The organism is Paenibacillus lycopersici (assembly GCF_010119935.1).
Taxonomy (GTDB): Bacteria; Bacillota; Bacilli; order Paenibacillales; family Paenibacillaceae; genus Paenibacillus_Z; species Paenibacillus_Z lycopersici.
On sequence record NZ_CP048209.1, the window covers coordinates 3,572,240 to 3,588,069 of the forward strand.

The following is a 15,830-nucleotide window of genomic DNA, read 5'->3' on the forward strand; positions in this document are numbered from 1 at the left end:
GCCGTACGCGCAGGAAAGGAGAGTGCCGCATGGCTCATTCGAATCCGGCTCCCGTCCGGCAATGGACGCGGGGCGACGTTACGCTGACGTTCGACGAGAACGACGGCCGGCTCCGGTCCGTCCAAGCCTCGGGCAGGGGCGTATGGCGGGGGGACTTGACCCTCGATATCGGCTGCGACGGCCGATACGGGACGGGACGCCTTGCCTGGCGCAGCTTCGAAGGCGCCAACACGTGGGAGCTTCCGCGCGTCATTCCGGGCGAAGGCCCGGAAGCGCCGTGGACGTTCGCCGGCTGGGAAGAGACGGAGGAGCTGCTGACCGCCAGGTTCCGCCGCGGCGGACTGGCGCTGGCCGTCCGGTACGGCGCGATCGGCGCGAACGCGGTCATCGAAGCGGAGTTCGAGAACGCGGGCACGGCTTCCTTGCACGTGAACGGCGTCGCTTTCATGGCAAGCCAGCCGATCGGACCGGAAGGGACGGCATTCGATTTTCCGGGCAACGTGCCTTACCGGATGTTCGAAGCCGCAAGCCTGGCCGACCGGGCGCCGGTCGAGACCGGGCTCGTCAATCCCGTCATCCGCTTGAACAGCGGCGGCGAGCGGACCAACCTCATATTCGTGGACGAAGAAGAGAAGTGGGGAACCGGCGTCTACCGGGACGGCGAACGGCTGCGGCTCGTCAATCTCGCGGCCGTCGAAGCGAATCTGTTGCCGGGCGGGAAGCTGACATGCGGCATGCTGTACGTGCAGGCGATCGGAGACGGAGATCCGTTCGCGCCGATCCGCGAGCTCTATGCCGGCCGAGGCTGGACGCCGCCGGCGGACGGCCATCGGGACGGCGTGCTCTACTCGTGCCACCCGCACGGCACGATGGACGCGGATTTCCCGATCCGCCGCGACATGGCGGCATTCGCCGGGGAGCTGCCGGCGCTGCGCGACATGGGCATCGACCATGTCTGGGTGCTGCCGATCTTCGAGCATCTGGATCGCGGCGTCTATCATCCGACCGATCAGCGCATCGTGGATCCGCGTTACGGCAGCGACGAGGACGTCGCCCTGTTCAGCCGCAGGCTGCATGACCTCGGCATGACGCTGCTGTTCGATTATGTGCCGCACGGTCCCGAGCTCGAGGATCCGCTCGGCCGCGAATATCGCCGATGGGCTTCCGTCGGCAGGGACGGCGAACCTCAGATCGAATGGAACTGCTTGAGCTTCGACATGACGAATCCGGAATATTTGACCTACACGAGAGAGCTCGTCAAAGAACATGTCGCGCGCTTCGGCGTCGACGGCGCGCGCATCGACTGCGCGATGGGCGGGCTGACGAATTGGCGGCCTTACGGCGGCAACCGCCCGAGCAGCTCGAATCTGAAGGGCGGCATCCTGATCAGCAAGGCGATCCGCGACGGCTTCGTCGAGGCCGGCAAGAAGCCGCTGTCGACGCCGGAGAACTTTAATCCGGTTCCGGCCTACGCGCCGTACACCGACGTCTTCTATGACATGGCGCTGTTCCGGGCGCTCTATGAAATGGAAGAGGAACGGCTCGCCCCGGCGGACTTTGCCCGCGAGCTCACGCGCTGGCTGGAGGCGGAGCTGCTCAGCACCGTTCCCGGCTACGTCAAGCTCCGGTTTCTCGGCAATCACGATACCGTTACGTGGGTATGGAACAAGTCGCGCGCGACGGCATGGTACGGCGAAGCCCGAGCGAAGGCGCTCTGGGTGCTGCTCAGCTGCATCGACGGCATGCCGATGCTGTACCAAGGCGACGAGGACGCGTCCATCTATCTTCAAGATGGCCCAGATCTGCGGGCGTTCTTCAAGGAGTTGTTCGCGATGCGGCGCCAGTGCTTCGATGCCGACTTCCAGACGGAATACGTGTACACCGGTACGCCGGTTATCGCGTTCTGGAGAAGGAAGGAAAAGGAAAATCGTTTCGTCGCGGTGAATTTGTCTAGTGAACCGGCAACGTTCGCGCTGCCGAAATCCATGAACGGCGCCTCGCTCGCATACGGAGCCGCCGATACTCACGACAATCAGACGAACGGCGATCAGGCGAACGATAATCAGACGAACGGCTACCAGGTGACGCTTGGCGCATACGGAAGCGCCGTATGGACGGCAGGCTAAGCAAGAAGCCGAGTAACGGAAGGAGGGGCTGAAGGTGGAGCACTACGATGTCATCGTCATCGGCGCGGGCGCGATGGGCATGTCCGCCGGCTATCACGCGGCCGCATCGGGACGCAGCGCGCTTATGATCGACGCGTTCGATCCGCCTCACGCGCAAGGCACCCATCACGGCGAAACCCGGATTATCCGCCATGCGTACGGGGAAGGACGCGAATACACGCCGATGGCGCTGCGCGCGCAGGCGCTGTGGGCCGAGCTGGAGCGGGAGACCGGGCGCGAGCTGTTTCTTAAGACCGGCTTCCTGCAAGCCGGCGAGCCGAACTCCAGGATGCTCGGCGAGATGATCGTCAGCGCGAGGGAGAACGGGCTGCCCGCAGAGTTGCTGGACGGCGCCCAAATGCGCAAGCGCTGGCCGGGGCTGACGCTGCCCGAATCGTTCGCCGGCTGCTACGAAGCGGACAGCGGCGTCCTGCTCAGCGAAGCCTGCGTGCAAGCTTACCGGGACGCGGCGGTCGCGCGCGGGGCAGCGATGCTGGCCGATACGCCGGTCGTTGCCGTCCGTCCGGACGCGGGCGGCGCGGACGTCGTCACGGCGCAAGGCACGTTCCGCGCGAAGTCGCTCGTCGTGACGGCGGGCAAATTCGCCGGACCGATGCTGGCGAAGCTCGGCTTGAAGCGGATGCCGCTCGCGCCGATTCGCAAGACGGTGGAATGGTTCCGGCCGGCGACGGCCGACTATGCGCCGGACCGCTTTCCCGCGTTCTTGTTCGATCTGCCCGAAGGCATCTACTTCGGCTTCCCGGACATCGGCGGCGAAGGCGTGAAGGCGGGACGGCATGACGGAGGCTTCCGTCCGATGCCGGAGGACGGCGTTCTGCCTGCGCACGGCGCGTTCGCGGACGACGGCGCGGATTGCGCCGCGTACGTGCGGCGTTATATGCCGGGCGTCGTACCCGATATCATTAGAGGCAGCGCCTGCACGTATACGATGACGCCGGACGAGCACTTCATTCTCGACCGCCATCCGGACTATCCCCATGTCGCCATCGGCGCCGGGTTTTCCGGACACGGGTTCAAGTTCGCCAGCGCCATCGGCGAAATCCTGGCTGCTTTGGCCGCGGGCGAAGAGCCGGGCTTCGATCTATCGTTGTTTGCGCTTCGGCGCTTCAACCAGCTTACTACGCGGGAAGGATGAACCACTATGGAACGCGGCATTTATTTCGACGCCTGGTATCGGGACGAGCATTGCTTCCACCCGAGCTTGCCGATGCGCAGGACGCAAATGGTCGAAGATCTCAAGGATTACGAGGCGACGATGCTCGTCTGGTCCGCGCTCGGCGGCGGCAGCCTCTCCCTCTCCTATTTGGAAGAGGAGGCGTACGGCGAAGTGCCGCAGCGGCTGCGCGTATACGGGTATATGAACGACCGGGAATTCATCCGCGAATGCGACAAGCACGGCATCAAGGTATTCGGCGTCGTATTCGAGGTGCAGGGCTGGGAGTTTCCCGCCGAGATCAGCGAGGACGAGACGAAGCTGCTCGGTTTGAATATTCTGCGCGGCGAGGGCAAGAAGACATGGTACGGCTTACGCGAGTTCAGTCAGGACAAGTATCCGAAGCTGTTCAAGAAGACGTTCCGCGATTATTTCCCGGACGGTCTCTACAACAGCGAAGGCGAGCCGGTGACCGATCTGTGGGAGGAATGCGCCGCGCGCAAGTGGGACGGCACGGCCGTTCACGCTTCATGGGTCGAGGTCATGGGGAACGAGCAAATCTGCTATCAAATGTGCCGCAACAATCCGGTGTGGCGCGCGTACCTCAAGAAAATCATCGAAATCCAGATCGACGCCGGCGTTCACGGCGTTCATCTCGACGAGTGCGAGCTGCCGATCACGGCGATTAATTACGGCGGCTGCTTCTGCAAGGATTGCATGAAGCCGTTCAGCGCTTATTTGAAAGAACGCCGGCAGCTGGGTCTGCTGCCCGCCCAATTCGCGGACACCGACTTCGACGCGTTCCATTACGGGGAGTACTTGCAGGCGAACGGCATCGATTTTCCGGGTCCCAACCGGGGAACGGTTCCGCTGTTCAACGAGTATTTCCGCTTCCAGATGAAAATCATGACGGGCTATTTCAAAGAGCTTACCGATCACATTCGCGCCTACGGCCGATCGAAAGGCCGGGACGTGCTCGTGTCGGGCAACTTCTTCCACGTCATGCACCAATACATGCCGCTGCAGCCGGAAGTCGACATGATCGCGACCGAGATGCGCAATACGCTCTATCGTCAAGCATACTGGTACCGGTATGCGAACGGCTTCGCCGGGGGCAAGCCGATGACGGTCGTCGAGAACCCGTACGGCGGCATCGTTCCCGAGTTGCTCGAGAACCTGAAGGCCGGCCGCATGGCGGAGCAATTCCAGCTCATGCTGCTGGAGGCGACGACGTTCGGCTGCAACCTGTCGATTCCGTACGGCGGATGGATGGGCAACACGATCCGCGACGCGTTCTACGCGCCGAAAGAGCCGACGATGGCCGTCCAACGGTTCCTGAAGAACTACGACCATCTCATCTCGAACGTGTCCGGCGCGGAGATCGCCGTCAACTACAGCTACCCGAGTTACTGGCACCGCGAGAACGACGCGGTCGGCGACGACGGCGACCAGGCGACGATGCTCTCGTCGACGGTCAACAAGGACGTCGTCATGCCGTTCTGGGACATTATCCGGCAGATGAGCAAGCAGCATATTCCGTTCGACGTGGTCATCTCCGACGACGGCGAGCTGTTCCGGGACGAATTCACGCCGGAGCGCCTCTCCGCGTACAAAGTGCTCGTCCTGCCCGATAACGACATCATGACGGCAAGGCAGCTGACGACGGTGCTGGCTTACTTGGACGCTGGCGGCAGCGTCGTCGTGTATGGCCGTTTGGCGGACGCCGCGGACGAGGAAGCGCGCGAGCTGGCAGCCAAGGTGCTGGCGCATCCGGGTACCGCACGCAGCGAGGAAGCGGACAAGCTGTACGGCTTCGTATCCGCGATCAAGGACGCCTTGCCGGATGCCAGGTTCCAGATCGAGGTGGAGGGAGCGGCGGATATCGGGCTTCACCCGCACGCGCTGCCAAACGGCGACGTTGCCGTTCATCTCGTGAACTATCGGTTCGATCAAGAACAGGACCGGGTCGTTCCGGCGCCGGCCGCGTTTCGGATGCGCATGCCGCGCCGCGTGAAGGGCCTGGCGGTTCACACGCTGAACGCCGAATCCGTGCAAGCGGAATGGAACTGCCAGGATGGCTATTTGACCGTCCATCTTCCGGCCTTGCCGTTGTACGCGCTCGTCGCGTGCTCGGTAGAGTAAGCCGCCGAAGGTGAAATCGCGGAAGAAGGAGTTGCGGGAAATGAGCATGACCATAACCAGGGAAGAAGCGCGGGCCTTTACGATCCGCATGCTGGCACAAGCCGGCACCGTGCTGACCGAAGAGGAGCAAGCGGCCGTCGAAGTGGCCGATATGGGGCTTGGCGAGCTTGCCCGTAGCGGGCTGCAGCTGATCACGTATGTCAATAACGAACGGTACTGCGCCAAGGATCTGGTGCTCCTCCCGGGCCAGACCTGTCCGGAGCATCGGCATCCGCCGCTGTCCGCGGCCAATCCCGGCAAGATGGAGACATTCCGCTGCCGCTCGGGCGTCGTGTATTTGTACGTGGAGGGCGAGGAGACGTTACGCCGCCAAGCCCGGCCTCCGGCCGGAAGCGAGCCGTATTACACGGCGTTTCATGAGGTCGAGCTCCGCCCGGGACAGCAGTATACGATAGCGCCGAATACGCTTCACTGGTTCCAGGCCGGCGCGGAGGGGGCGGTCGTCTCGGAGTTCTCGAGCGCAAGCCATGACGAGTCGGACGTGTTCACCGATCCGCGCATTCGCCGCTTGCCGGACCGCGGGTAGGCTTGGAGATTCGCCTGGCATTGCTGCATTGTTCGAGAGATGCGGCCGGAGAGGCTGCGAAAAGGGCGGGATAAGATGAAGACGACCATCAAGGAAGTGGCCAAGGAAGCCGGCGTGTCGATATCCACCGTCTCGCGCGTGCTGAACGGGAGGGACAGGGTGAGCCGCCATACGATCAACCGCGTGCGGGAGGTGATCGAGAAGCTGCAGTTTCAGCCGGATTTCGTCGCGCGCACGATGATCATGAAACGCACGAGCACGATCGGACTCATCGTTCCTCAGCTATCGAACGAATATTGGGCGTTGATGTCGGAAGTCATCCAGGACGAGCTGTGGGCGCGCGGATACACGACGCTCATCTGTTCGACGGACAACGAACCGGATAAAGAAAACGCTTACTTGAGAATGTGTTCCGAGCGCCGGATGGATGGCGTTATCTATTGCTCCTCCCCTCATTACGGACTGGCGGCCGGCGAGCAGATCGAGGCGCTCAAAACGGCCGGCATCCCGCTCGTCTCCCTTGACCCGAATATCGCGGGCGTGAGCTGCGTCATCGGCGATCATCTGCAAGGGACGTACATCGCGGTGGAGCATCTCATCCGGCTCGGCTACGGACGAATCGCGTATATCGGGGGACCCGCCGTCTCGATCGAGCGGGAATTCGGTTACCGCAAGGCGCTGATGATGCACGGCTATACGGTCGACGAAAGCTTGATCCGCGTGGTGCAGGGCCAATCGTTCGCGGACGGCTACGAAGGCTTGCAGTCGCTCCGCGCGAGCGGGATCGCCTTCGATGCGTTGTTCTGCGGGAACGATCTTCTCGCGTTCGGGGCGATCAAGGCGATGGAGGAGGCGGGCATCCGCGTGCCGGAAGACGTCGCGGTCGTCGGGTACGACGATATCTTCTCCGCACGCCTGTTCAAGCCGTCGCTCACGACGGTGAGGCAGCCGATTCAGGATATCGGCCAGGAACTCGTACAGCTGCTGCTCGCTTCGCTCGAGACGGAGCCGGAGCGCCGTACGGTGCGCAAGATCGTCATCCCGACGGAATTAATCGTCCGGGAGAGCTCGGGCAGCGGCCAAATGAAAGCATAAACGACTGCCAATGCCGCTCCGCTGACAACGGAAGCGGTATTCTTCCCTGTACGTGCAAACGTTTCGACACGAAAGAATAGCCCGGGAGCGTGAAAACATGACAACCATTAAAGTCGGCGTCGTGGGAATCGGCGCCATCGCCCATATTTTTCATTTGCCCAACTACAAGAACCATCCACAGGTCGAGCTCGTGGCGGTCGCGGATCTCGATTACGAGCGCGCGCAGGAGGCGGCCAAGGAATGGGGCGCGGCCGCCTATCCGTCGGCGAAAGCGATGTTCGAAGGCGCGGGACTGGATGCCGTCAGCATCTGCACGTTCAACGCGAGCCATGCCGAGCTGGCCATCCAGGCGCTCGAAGCCGGCCTCGACGTGCTTGTGGAGAAGCCGATGACGGCGACGGCAGAGGAGGCGGAACGGCTCGTGCAAGCAGCCGAGCGAACGGGCCGCGTGCTGATGGCCGGCATGAGCAGCCGCTACCGGTATGACGTCAGAGCGCTGAAGGGGATCGCGGAGTCGGGCGAGCTCGGCGACATTTATTTCGCGAAGGCGCGCATTATTCGCAGGCGGGGCGTGCCGAAGGGCTGGTTCACCTCGCGCACGCTGTCCGGCGGCGGACCGATGATGGATATCGGCGTCCATGCGCTGGACGCGGCCTGGTGGCTGATGGGCATGCCGGAGCCGGATAACGTCCTTGGCAAGCTGTTTCGCCGCATCGCGCCGTATGAGACGAAGGTGAACGGGTTCTACGAAGCGCGGTCGGCCGATAACAAAGCCGAGGGCATCTATGACGTGGAGGACTTCGGCACGGCATACATCACGTTCGCGAACGGCGCCGCGTTGACCGTCGAAGCGAGCTGGGCGGCGAACGGGGCGCAAGACGACGCGATGAAGATCGAGCTGTACGGCACCCAAGGGGGCGTCAGCCTCGACCCGCTGTTTCTCTTCAAAGAATCGAGCCTCGTGCCGGTCGAAAGCCGGCTGCAGGTCGAGAGCAACGACTACTACAAAGAGGAAATCGACCATTTCGTTCAATGCGTCATCCGGCGGGAGCAGCCGGTATCGGATGTCCGCCAAGGGCTGACGGTCATGCGGATTCTGGACGCGATCCGGTTATCGTCCGAGACGAACGGCGCCGTGAAAACGGACGGCGGGCGATGAGGCGCATCTATGCGGGCATCGACATCGGCGGCACGGGTACGGTGATCGGCTTGTTCGACGAATCGCGTTCGCTGCTGGCCAAGACGAAATTCGAGACGCTGGGCGCGAAGCGGGAGCGGTTCGGGCAGCCGATCGCCTTCATGGAGACGATCGCAAGCCGGCTGCAGACTGCGCTGGCCGCGCTGCACGGCGAACCGGCGGCGCTTGCCGGAGCCGGCTTCGGCCTTCCCGGCGGCGTCGATCCCGAGGATGGGGTCGTTTACGAGGCGACGCATCTTGGCTGGAGAGAAGTTCCCTTCGTCCCCTTAATGGCCGAGCGGCTGGGCGTTCCCGTATGCATCGATCACGATGTCCGCACGTTCGCGCGGGGAGAGCTTCAGGCGGGAGCGGCGAGAGGAGCGCGCAATGCGTTATGCCTCACGATCGGGACAGGCATCGCGGCCGCAGTCGCGGTCGACGGCCGGCTTATTCGCGGCGGACATAATCTGGCGGGGGAGATCGGACACGACACGGTTCCCGGCCTTGCGCTGAAGTGTCCGTGCGGGAAGGTCGGCTGCCTCGAGACGATCGTCTCCGGTCCGGGCATCGCGCGGCTAGCCGCGGAAGCCGGGCTGTCCGGCATGTCGGATGCCGTGCCCCCGACGGCGGAGGACGTCGCACGGTTGTGCGCGGTAGGCGACGAACGCGCGAGCGGTATGTATCGCTATGCCGCCGGGCTGCTTGCGGATAAGCTGGAGACGGCCGTGGCGCTGCTCGATCCGGAGATCATCGTCATCGGCGGCGGCGTCGCGAATGCCGGGGAGCCGCTGCTGGAACCCATTCGCCGGCAGCTGCACGACCGATTCCCGTGGCTGCGCGGCAAGCTTAGCGTCGTGCCGGCCGCCCTCGGCGAGGACGCCGCGCTTATCGGCGCCTTGCACCATGTTTATCCTGAATAGGCATGGTTAATTCCGAATAGAAGGGGGAGAGAAGATGTGAGGACTACCACCTACATTCACGCGCAGCTGTATAACGGTCGCGAGCGCTTCGCGGATGGCCGGCTAGTCATAGCCGAAGACGGAACGATCGTCTCGGCGGGTCCGGCTGACGCTCCCGCGACGGCAGACATGGGCGAAACCGTGGATCTGGCCGGCAAAATCATCGTGCCGGGCTTCGTCGACGTCCACGTGCACGGCGGCGGCGGCTACGATCTGCTTCGCGGCGAGCCGGAGGACTTTCGCGGTACGGCGCGCTTTCATGCGGCGCACGGGACGACTTCGCTGCTCGCAACGACCGGCGGCGCGCCGGAACCGCAGACGATCGGCATATTGCGCAACGCCTTGCAAGCTCAGACCGACGGCTCGATGAACGGCGCCGACTACATCGGCGTTCACCTGGAAGGGCCGTTCCTGAATCCGATCCGCAAGGGCGCTTTCGAGGAAGCTTGGCTCCATCCGCCCGATCGGGAGGAGATGGAGCGTTACATCGCGGCTGCGGGAGGGACGATTCGGCTCATTACGCTCGCTCCCGAACTAGCCGGGGGCGAGCCGTTCGTCCGGTGGCTGACGGATCAACGCGTCCGCGTGTCCATCGGCCATTCGGACGCAACGTACGAGCAGGCGGTGTCCGCTGTCGCGTGGGGCGCGCGCCATACGACGCATCATTTCAACGGCATGCGTCCTTTCGCCCATCGGGAACCCGGCGTCGCGGGGGCAGGGCTGACCGAGCCACGCTTGACGGCCGAAATCATCGTCGACGGCATTCATGTGCATCCCGCGGCCGTGCGTCTGCTCTATGACTTGAAGGGGCCGTGGAACGTCTGCGTCATTACCGACGCGGTCTATCAAGCGGGGATGGCGGAAGGTGAATACGGCAACACGGTAGTTGACGGCGGGAAGATCTATTTGAAGGGAACGGATACGCTCGCAGGCAGTTCCGCGACCATGCTGGATTCGCTGCGCCGGGTGCTGGACATCACGGGCCGCCCGCTGGAGGACGTGCTGCCCTCGTTCACGGCCGTACCGGCGAGAGAGGCAGGGGCGGATCGGCGCAAAGGCGCGCTGGCGCAAGGGCTGGACGCGGACTTTCTCGTCCTGGACGAGCGGCTCGAGCTGCTGGAGACGTATGTTCGCGGGCGGCGCGTCTATCCGAACATAAAGGAGGGGTAACGATGCTCAAGATCGGCATTATTGGAGCAGGGATGATGGGGAGTACGCATGCCGCCGCTTACGACGGAATTCCCGAGGTTCGCATCGTCGGCGTAGCCGATGAACAGCCGGAAACGGCTGCCAAGCTGGCGGGCCTTTACGGCGCGAACAGCTATGCCTCGATGGAGGCGCTGATCGAAGCCGAGCAGCCGAACGTGATCGATATATGCTTGCCGAACCATCTGCACAAAAGTCATGTCATTCGGGCGGCGTCCGGCGGCATGCACGTATTCTGCGAGAAGCCGATCGCGACTTCGCTCGAGGACGCGATCGGGATGGACGAGGCTTGCCGCTCCGCCGGCGTGACGTTCATGGTTGGACAAGCCCTTCGCTTCTCGCCGGACTATGCGATGGCCAAGAAGCTCGTCGAAGAAGGCAAGCTCGGCAAGGTCGGCACCGTGCGCATGATTCGCGAAGGAGCCGCGCCGGGATGGGCGGAATGGTTCCAGGACAAGTCCCGTTCGGGCGGCGTGCTGGCCGATCTCGGCATTCACGATCTGGACTGGCTTCGCTGGACGTTCGGCGAACCGCAGCGCGTCTATGCCAAGATCGCCGGGGAAGGGCTGCCGGGCGAGCATGCCTTCGTCTCGATCCGGACGAAGAGCGGCATCATCGCGCATCTGACCGCCAGTTGGGCGCTCCCCGACGGGTTCCGCTCGTATCTCGAGCTGGCGGGAACCGGCGGCGTTCTGAAGCTGGATTCGGACGACCACAAGCCGATTGCGGTCTCGCTCAGAGGGGACGGCAATCCGGCGGCATTAGCGGAGAGCCCGTTGGCGGCATCGCCATACGAAGCGGAGCTGCGTCATTTCGTCGATTGCGTTCGCACGGGTTCGCGGCCGCTCGTCACCGGAGAAGACGCGGCGAAGTCGCTGGCGCTCGCCCTTGCGGCCGTAAAATCCGCGGAGACGGGCGAAGTCGTTACGTTCGATTAGAGGAGGTTAGGCGGATGAAAATCGGAATCATTAGTTTTGCCCATATGCATGCATGGTCGTATGCGCATGCCATCCTGCGTAATCCGGACGCCGAACTTGTCGGCATCGCGGACGACGACGCCGAGCGCGGCAGACGGATGGCCGAGGAATTCGGCACGTCGTGGTATGCGAGCGAGATCGAGCTGATTGAAGCTTCGGATGCCGTCGTGATCTGCTCGGAGAACGCCAAGCACGCCGGTTATGCAATTGCTGCGGCGAAGCACGGCAAGCATATTTTGTGCGAGAAGCCGATCGCCACGACCGTGGAAGACGGCAAGGCGATGATAGACGCCGCCGACCGGGCAGGCGTCCAGCTGATGATCGCGTTCCCTTGCCGGTTCAGCTCGGTAGCGCAGCGAATGAAGGCGCGCATCGCATCGGGAGAACTCGGGCGAATCGTTGCGTTCAGCGGGACGAACCGCGGCACGATGCCCTGGGGCTGGTTCGCCGACAAGGAGCTGGCTGGCGGGGGCGCCGTCATGGATCATACCGTTCATGTGCTCGACGTCATGCGCTGGTACATGCCCGGGGCCGAAGTGAACGAAGTGTACGCGGAGATCGATCAATCCTTTTACGAGGACGCGAACATCGACGATTGCGGCTTGCTGACGTTCACGTTCGACAATGGCGTCGTCGCCTCGCTGGATCCATCCTGGTCGCGTTCGAAATCCTTTCCGGTGTGGGGCGACCTGACGCTCGACCTGATCGGGACGGAAGGCAGCGCCAAGGTCGACCTGTACAAGCAGAATTTGACGCTGCACAGCGACGACACGATGAAGACGACGACGCCTTTCTGGGGAGACGATCCGGATCAAGGACTGATCGATCATTTCGTGGAATGCGTCATTTCCAACAAGCCGGTGTCCGTGACCGGCCTGGATGGCTTGCGCGCCATGGAGGTTGCGATCGCCGCTTACGCGTCCGCGAAGCTGAAGCAGCCGGTGAGACTGAACACTACGACCGACTAGACCTTTCTCTCATTCCCGCGATTAACTGGAAGTCCAATGAATCAAGGCAGCAAGCTCTTGAGGTTAGTATCTTGCAGTGATATCGTGGGAGCACATCCATTTTTAAGCATTGCACGACTATCCTTTTAGAGAGGAGAAACGACGATGAAGAAGACGTTCCAAAAGTTATAACCTGCCTGTCGGGCTAGCGTTTATACCGTTCGAAATCGCGGACCTCCTTATTGGCATTTCTAGATTGAATTCCAAAAAATAGAATGCGGAGGTTGGCAAACGAATATGAGAAATGAAAAAGAAATGCTTGATTTGATCCTCGGTATCGCTGCTAAGGACGAACGGATTCGCGCGGTAGCCATGAACGGATCGCGGACGAATCCGAATGCGCCGAAGGATCCTTTTCAGGACTTTGACATTGTCTATATCGTTACCGACGTGGATTCCTTTGTTCGCAATCCGCGTTGGATCGATGTTTTCGGCGAGCGCATTATAATGCAAACGCCGGATAACATGCCCTTATTTCCGTCCGAGTGGAACGACGGCGGGTTCGCTTACCTGATGCTGTTTGCTGACGGCAACCGAATCGACCTCTCGCTTTCCCCGATCAAGAACAAGGATAACTGGAACAACGGCGATAAGCTGTCTATGATTTTATTGGATAAAGACGCATGCCTTCCAGCGCTTGCGGCCCCGACTGACGAAGATTATAGGGCGAAACGCCCGTCGCCCGAATTTTTCGCGGATTGCTGCAACGAATTTTGGTGGATTTCTACGTACGTGGCGAAGGGGCTATGGAGGAAGGAAATTCTCTATGCCCATCATCATCTTAATAACGTAATGAGGCCGATGCTCCTCAAGATGCTGGAGTGGCGAGTTGGCATCCAAACCGACTATTCCGTAAGCGCGGGCAAAAGCGGCAAATACTTGGGGAGGTATCTGTCGGAACAAAGCTGGCAGGAGCTCCTGTCCACCTTTGCCGAAGGAAGCTGCGATGCCGTATGGGAAGCGATGCTCGCGATGTGCGGATTGTTTCGCAGTACGGCGAAAGTTGTTGCGGATCAACTGCAGTACGAATATCCTCATGAAGACGATCTGCGCGTAACGGCATATATCGAGCATGTTCGTCGATTGCCGGCCGACGCCACCGAAATCTATTGACGGATGGAGCTGCGAGCGGCTGCGAGATAGATACTACCGACTCAGCAGGCGTGCGCTAATCCAGGTATAACTACGCCCTTCGGATGGCAATCTTAGCACGAGATTGTCATTCGGGAGGGAGTACGCCATTGGATCGCTTGAAGACGCAAACCGATATTGCGAGTTATATAGGCAATTTCACGTGCATCTGTACCGATGACGGAAGCAAGCTGTCCGAGTGCGTTTATCCCGAGAAAGAAGCCATTCATGCCGAGATCATATCGGTCAGCGCCCAAGCGCAGAAAACGCCGGCGGAGGTGGCTTCCTATCTGATCAACGCCAGAACCTTGCTGGTCATTCGGAACGGCATCTTGGTCCCGATCGAGAAACAGCTCATCCGCCAAGGCTTAACGGACCAGCTGGTGATCGCCAAGCGGGCGCTGGAGAAAAGGCTGCTGCACAATAACAACAACGTGTTCATCTTGAATCCGACCGCTTAATAAGTATTGAAACGAAGCGAGGATCGCGAAATGATACGAGTGGGCGCGCGGATATGAAGCTGCGGCCTAACCGTGTCAGAAATCACTCCATGCATTGCCGAGCCAAGCGATTTAATTGTATACAGGTGGAAGTGGATGGGTATTACACCGGACTTAAGCCTAAATAAAGACTGCCGAACGCAGCCTTTATTTAGGCTTTTTTTTGATGTCCTGCGGAAAGGGAGATTCAGATGGTCAAGGATATCATGATGCATGCCTTCATGATAATGGTTCCACTTACAATTATTCGAACGGTAATGACGGAGCGGATTTCTCCCCGCTTCGCGAATCGCTGGCTGATCGGCGTCGTATGCGGGTCGACGTCGATTCTGAGCATCGTCGTTCAGCCTTCGTCCGACGGGGCCATTCAATTGGATAACGCTTGGATTGCGATCGGCATCGCTTCCCTATATGGCGGGCTGCGAACCGGCGGGGTGGGGGCCGGCATCATGTGCGGTTATATGCTTCTCGTATCGGATCCGCGCTTCTGGCATGTCTGGGCGGCCGGCAGCATTCTCGTTCTCCTTCTGGCTTGTCCGATTGCCTTGCGCATCAATGAACTGGATTCGAGACGGAAGTATTGGCTAAGCTCGCTTGTAGCGGGATGGGCATACCTGCTTAACGCGCTTATGTTCCGGGAAGGGCAGACGCAAACGGCGCTCTCTCCGATGGATTGGCTTGCTTACGCGGCAGGGGGCGTTCTCCAAATTGTACTGACCGTGCTATGCGTTCATTTTATCGAAAGAGGCGTACAGCTTCATGCCCTGAAGATCACGCTGCAACGGAAAGAAGCGGAGCTGCGGCAAAAGGACAAGGAATTGCATCATATGGATACGGAATTGCAGAAGTACGATATGCTCTCGGTGATGAGCGAATTGGCACGAAGTTCGCAATCCGTTGACCGTCGTGAGAGGCTTCATTCAGCTGGCCAAGATGTCGCTCGACGATCGGGGGAAGTATTACATGAATACCGCCGTCGATGAATTGGATCGGGCGGAGCTTATTATCAGCGATTTTCTGAACTATGCTAAGCCCCGGGAAGCTCGCATTCAAGCGATCGATCTCACGCTGCTGCTGCAGAATATGCATACGCTCATGAGCACCATGTCTACGATGCGAGGCATCCTGATGCATACCTTCATCGACGAGGGATTGAGCATAACCGGCGATCAAGTGAAGTTGAAGCAAGTCATCATCAATTTGATCAAGAATGCCATCGAAGCGACGCCGAACGGGGGCTCCGTCGAAATCCGCGCCTATCGGCAGGAAGAAGGCATGCATGTCGAGATTGCCGATACGGGAGCGGGCATGACCGAAGAACAGCTGGGGAAACTGGGAAGCGTCTCCCATACGACGAAAGCGTCGGGCAGCGGAGTCGGACTGATGGACGCGTATCAAATCATTCATGGCATGGGCGGGCGGTTAAGCTTCGAAAGCGCGGTCGGCGTCGGCACCAAGGCGACGATCCGGTTACCGGCGGGCGAGAAGCAGACGCCCAAGTCGTGACGATTGGCCTCCGTATGCGGCAGGGGAGATACATTGGATGCACAGGAGCGGGCTTCGACTCCGCCTGTGCCCCAGTTCGAAAGGAAAGGATCACAAAGGGTCTCTCTCGATGACTCGCGGACAGTGGTTCCGTTATTTTGGCGAAATCGCGCTATTAGGGTGGCGCACGGACACAGGATCCGTTAATGTCCCCGTATGGCATCGA

At 60.9% G+C, this 15,830-nt stretch carries 14 protein-coding genes; all 14 read left to right on the plus strand.

Going from position 1 to position 15,830, the window contains the following annotated elements; translation table 11 throughout:
* Positions 1 to 29: 29 nt before the first annotated feature.
* The 14 genes from GXP70_RS15870 (at position 30) to GXP70_RS15935 (ending at position 15,625) form a co-directional block, all read left to right on the plus strand.
* Positions 30 to 2,126, plus strand: coding sequence for an alpha-amylase family protein (locus GXP70_RS15870; RefSeq protein WP_162357720.1), 2,097 nt, complete (start codon positions 30 to 32; stop codon positions 2,124 to 2,126).
* A 34-nt stretch (positions 2,127 to 2,160) separates the two neighbouring features.
* Positions 2,161 to 3,321 (plus strand): N-methyl-L-tryptophan oxidase, encoded by a 1,161-nt coding sequence (gene solA, locus GXP70_RS15875; RefSeq protein WP_162357721.1) that lies wholly within the window; start codon positions 2,161 to 2,163, stop codon positions 3,319 to 3,321.
* Positions 3,322 to 3,327: 6 nt separating this feature from the next.
* Positions 3,328 to 5,481, plus strand: a complete 2,154-nt coding sequence (locus tag GXP70_RS15880; protein ID WP_162357722.1) for an alpha-amylase family protein — start codon at positions 3,328 to 3,330, stop codon at positions 5,479 to 5,481.
* A 46-nt stretch (positions 5,482 to 5,527) separates the two neighbouring features.
* A complete protein-coding gene (locus tag GXP70_RS15885; RefSeq protein ID WP_162360508.1) occupies positions 5,528 to 6,067 on the plus strand; it encodes a D-lyxose/D-mannose family sugar isomerase in 540 nt (179 codons plus the stop codon).
* A 75-nt stretch (positions 6,068 to 6,142) separates the two neighbouring features.
* A complete protein-coding gene (locus GXP70_RS15890) occupies positions 6,143 to 7,162 on the plus strand; it encodes a LacI family DNA-binding transcriptional regulator (protein ID WP_162357723.1) in 1,020 nt (339 codons plus the stop codon).
* Positions 7,163 to 7,259: 97 nt separating this feature from the next.
* Entirely contained in the window at positions 7,260 to 8,321 is a 1,062-nt protein-coding gene (locus GXP70_RS15895) for a Gfo/Idh/MocA family protein (protein ID WP_162357724.1), read from the plus strand.
* Entirely contained in the window at positions 8,318 to 9,259 is a 942-nt protein-coding gene (locus tag GXP70_RS15900; protein ID WP_162357725.1) for an ROK family protein, read from the plus strand. Before GXP70_RS15895 ends, GXP70_RS15900 begins: the two co-directional genes overlap by 4 nt.
* A 36-nt stretch (positions 9,260 to 9,295) precedes the next feature.
* Positions 9,296 to 10,468, plus strand: coding sequence for an N-acetylglucosamine-6-phosphate deacetylase (gene nagA / locus GXP70_RS15905; RefSeq protein WP_162357726.1), 1,173 nt, complete (start codon positions 9,296 to 9,298; stop codon positions 10,466 to 10,468).
* 2 nt (positions 10,469 to 10,470) lie between these two features.
* Positions 10,471 to 11,442 (plus strand): Gfo/Idh/MocA family protein, encoded by a 972-nt coding sequence (locus GXP70_RS15910; protein WP_162357727.1) that lies wholly within the window; start codon positions 10,471 to 10,473, stop codon positions 11,440 to 11,442.
* A 14-nt stretch (positions 11,443 to 11,456) separates the two neighbouring features.
* Positions 11,457 to 12,449 carry a Gfo/Idh/MocA family protein gene (locus GXP70_RS15915; protein WP_162357728.1) on the plus strand — a complete coding sequence of 331 codons (993 nt, stop codon included), beginning with the start codon at positions 11,457 to 11,459 and terminating at the stop codon, positions 12,447 to 12,449.
* Positions 12,450 to 12,725: 276 nt separating this feature from the next.
* On the plus strand, positions 12,726 to 13,601 hold the full coding sequence (locus tag GXP70_RS15920) for an aminoglycoside 6-adenylyltransferase (protein WP_162357729.1): 876 nt from the start codon (positions 12,726 to 12,728) through the stop codon (positions 13,599 to 13,601).
* 128 nt (positions 13,602 to 13,729) lie between these two features.
* Positions 13,730 to 14,080 carry a hypothetical protein gene (locus tag GXP70_RS15925; protein ID WP_162357730.1) on the plus strand — a complete coding sequence of 117 codons (351 nt, stop codon included), beginning with the start codon at positions 13,730 to 13,732 and terminating at the stop codon, positions 14,078 to 14,080.
* A gap of 230 nt (positions 14,081 to 14,310) precedes the next feature.
* Positions 14,311 to 15,102: a hypothetical protein gene (locus GXP70_RS15930; protein WP_162357731.1), complete on the plus strand. Its 792-nt coding sequence runs from the start codon at positions 14,311 to 14,313 to the stop codon at positions 15,100 to 15,102.
* Positions 15,053 to 15,625: a sensor histidine kinase gene (locus GXP70_RS15935; protein ID WP_263864137.1), complete on the plus strand. Its 573-nt coding sequence runs from the start codon at positions 15,053 to 15,055 to the stop codon at positions 15,623 to 15,625. Before GXP70_RS15930 ends, GXP70_RS15935 begins: the two co-directional genes overlap by 50 nt.
* The last annotated feature ends 205 nt before the right edge of the window (positions 15,626 to 15,830 follow it).

Coding starts and splice junctions, on each gene's coding strand:
- GXP70_RS15890 (WP_162357723.1), top strand. CDS start 6,143: ATGAAGACGACCATCAAGGAAGTGGCCAAGGAAGCCGGCGTGTCGATA.
- GXP70_RS15900 (WP_162357725.1), top strand. CDS start 8,318: ATGAGGCGCATCTATGCGGGCATCGACATCGGCGGCACGGGTACGGTG.
- GXP70_RS15895 (WP_162357724.1), top strand. CDS start 7,260: ATGACAACCATTAAAGTCGGCGTCGTGGGAATCGGCGCCATCGCCCAT.
- GXP70_RS15885 (WP_162360508.1), top strand. CDS start 5,528: ATGACCATAACCAGGGAAGAAGCGCGGGCCTTTACGATCCGCATGCTG.
- GXP70_RS15910 (WP_162357727.1), top strand. CDS start 10,471: ATGCTCAAGATCGGCATTATTGGAGCAGGGATGATGGGGAGTACGCAT.
- GXP70_RS15870 (WP_162357720.1), top strand. CDS start 30: ATGGCTCATTCGAATCCGGCTCCCGTCCGGCAATGGACGCGGGGCGAC.
- GXP70_RS15880 (WP_162357722.1), top strand. CDS start 3,328: ATGGAACGCGGCATTTATTTCGACGCCTGGTATCGGGACGAGCATTGC.
- GXP70_RS15915 (WP_162357728.1), top strand. CDS start 11,457: ATGAAAATCGGAATCATTAGTTTTGCCCATATGCATGCATGGTCGTAT.
- GXP70_RS15930 (WP_162357731.1), top strand. CDS start 14,311: ATGGTCAAGGATATCATGATGCATGCCTTCATGATAATGGTTCCACTT.
- GXP70_RS15935 (WP_263864137.1), top strand. CDS start 15,053: ATGTCGCTCGACGATCGGGGGAAGTATTACATGAATACCGCCGTCGAT.
- GXP70_RS15920 (WP_162357729.1), top strand. CDS start 12,726: ATGAGAAATGAAAAAGAAATGCTTGATTTGATCCTCGGTATCGCTGCT.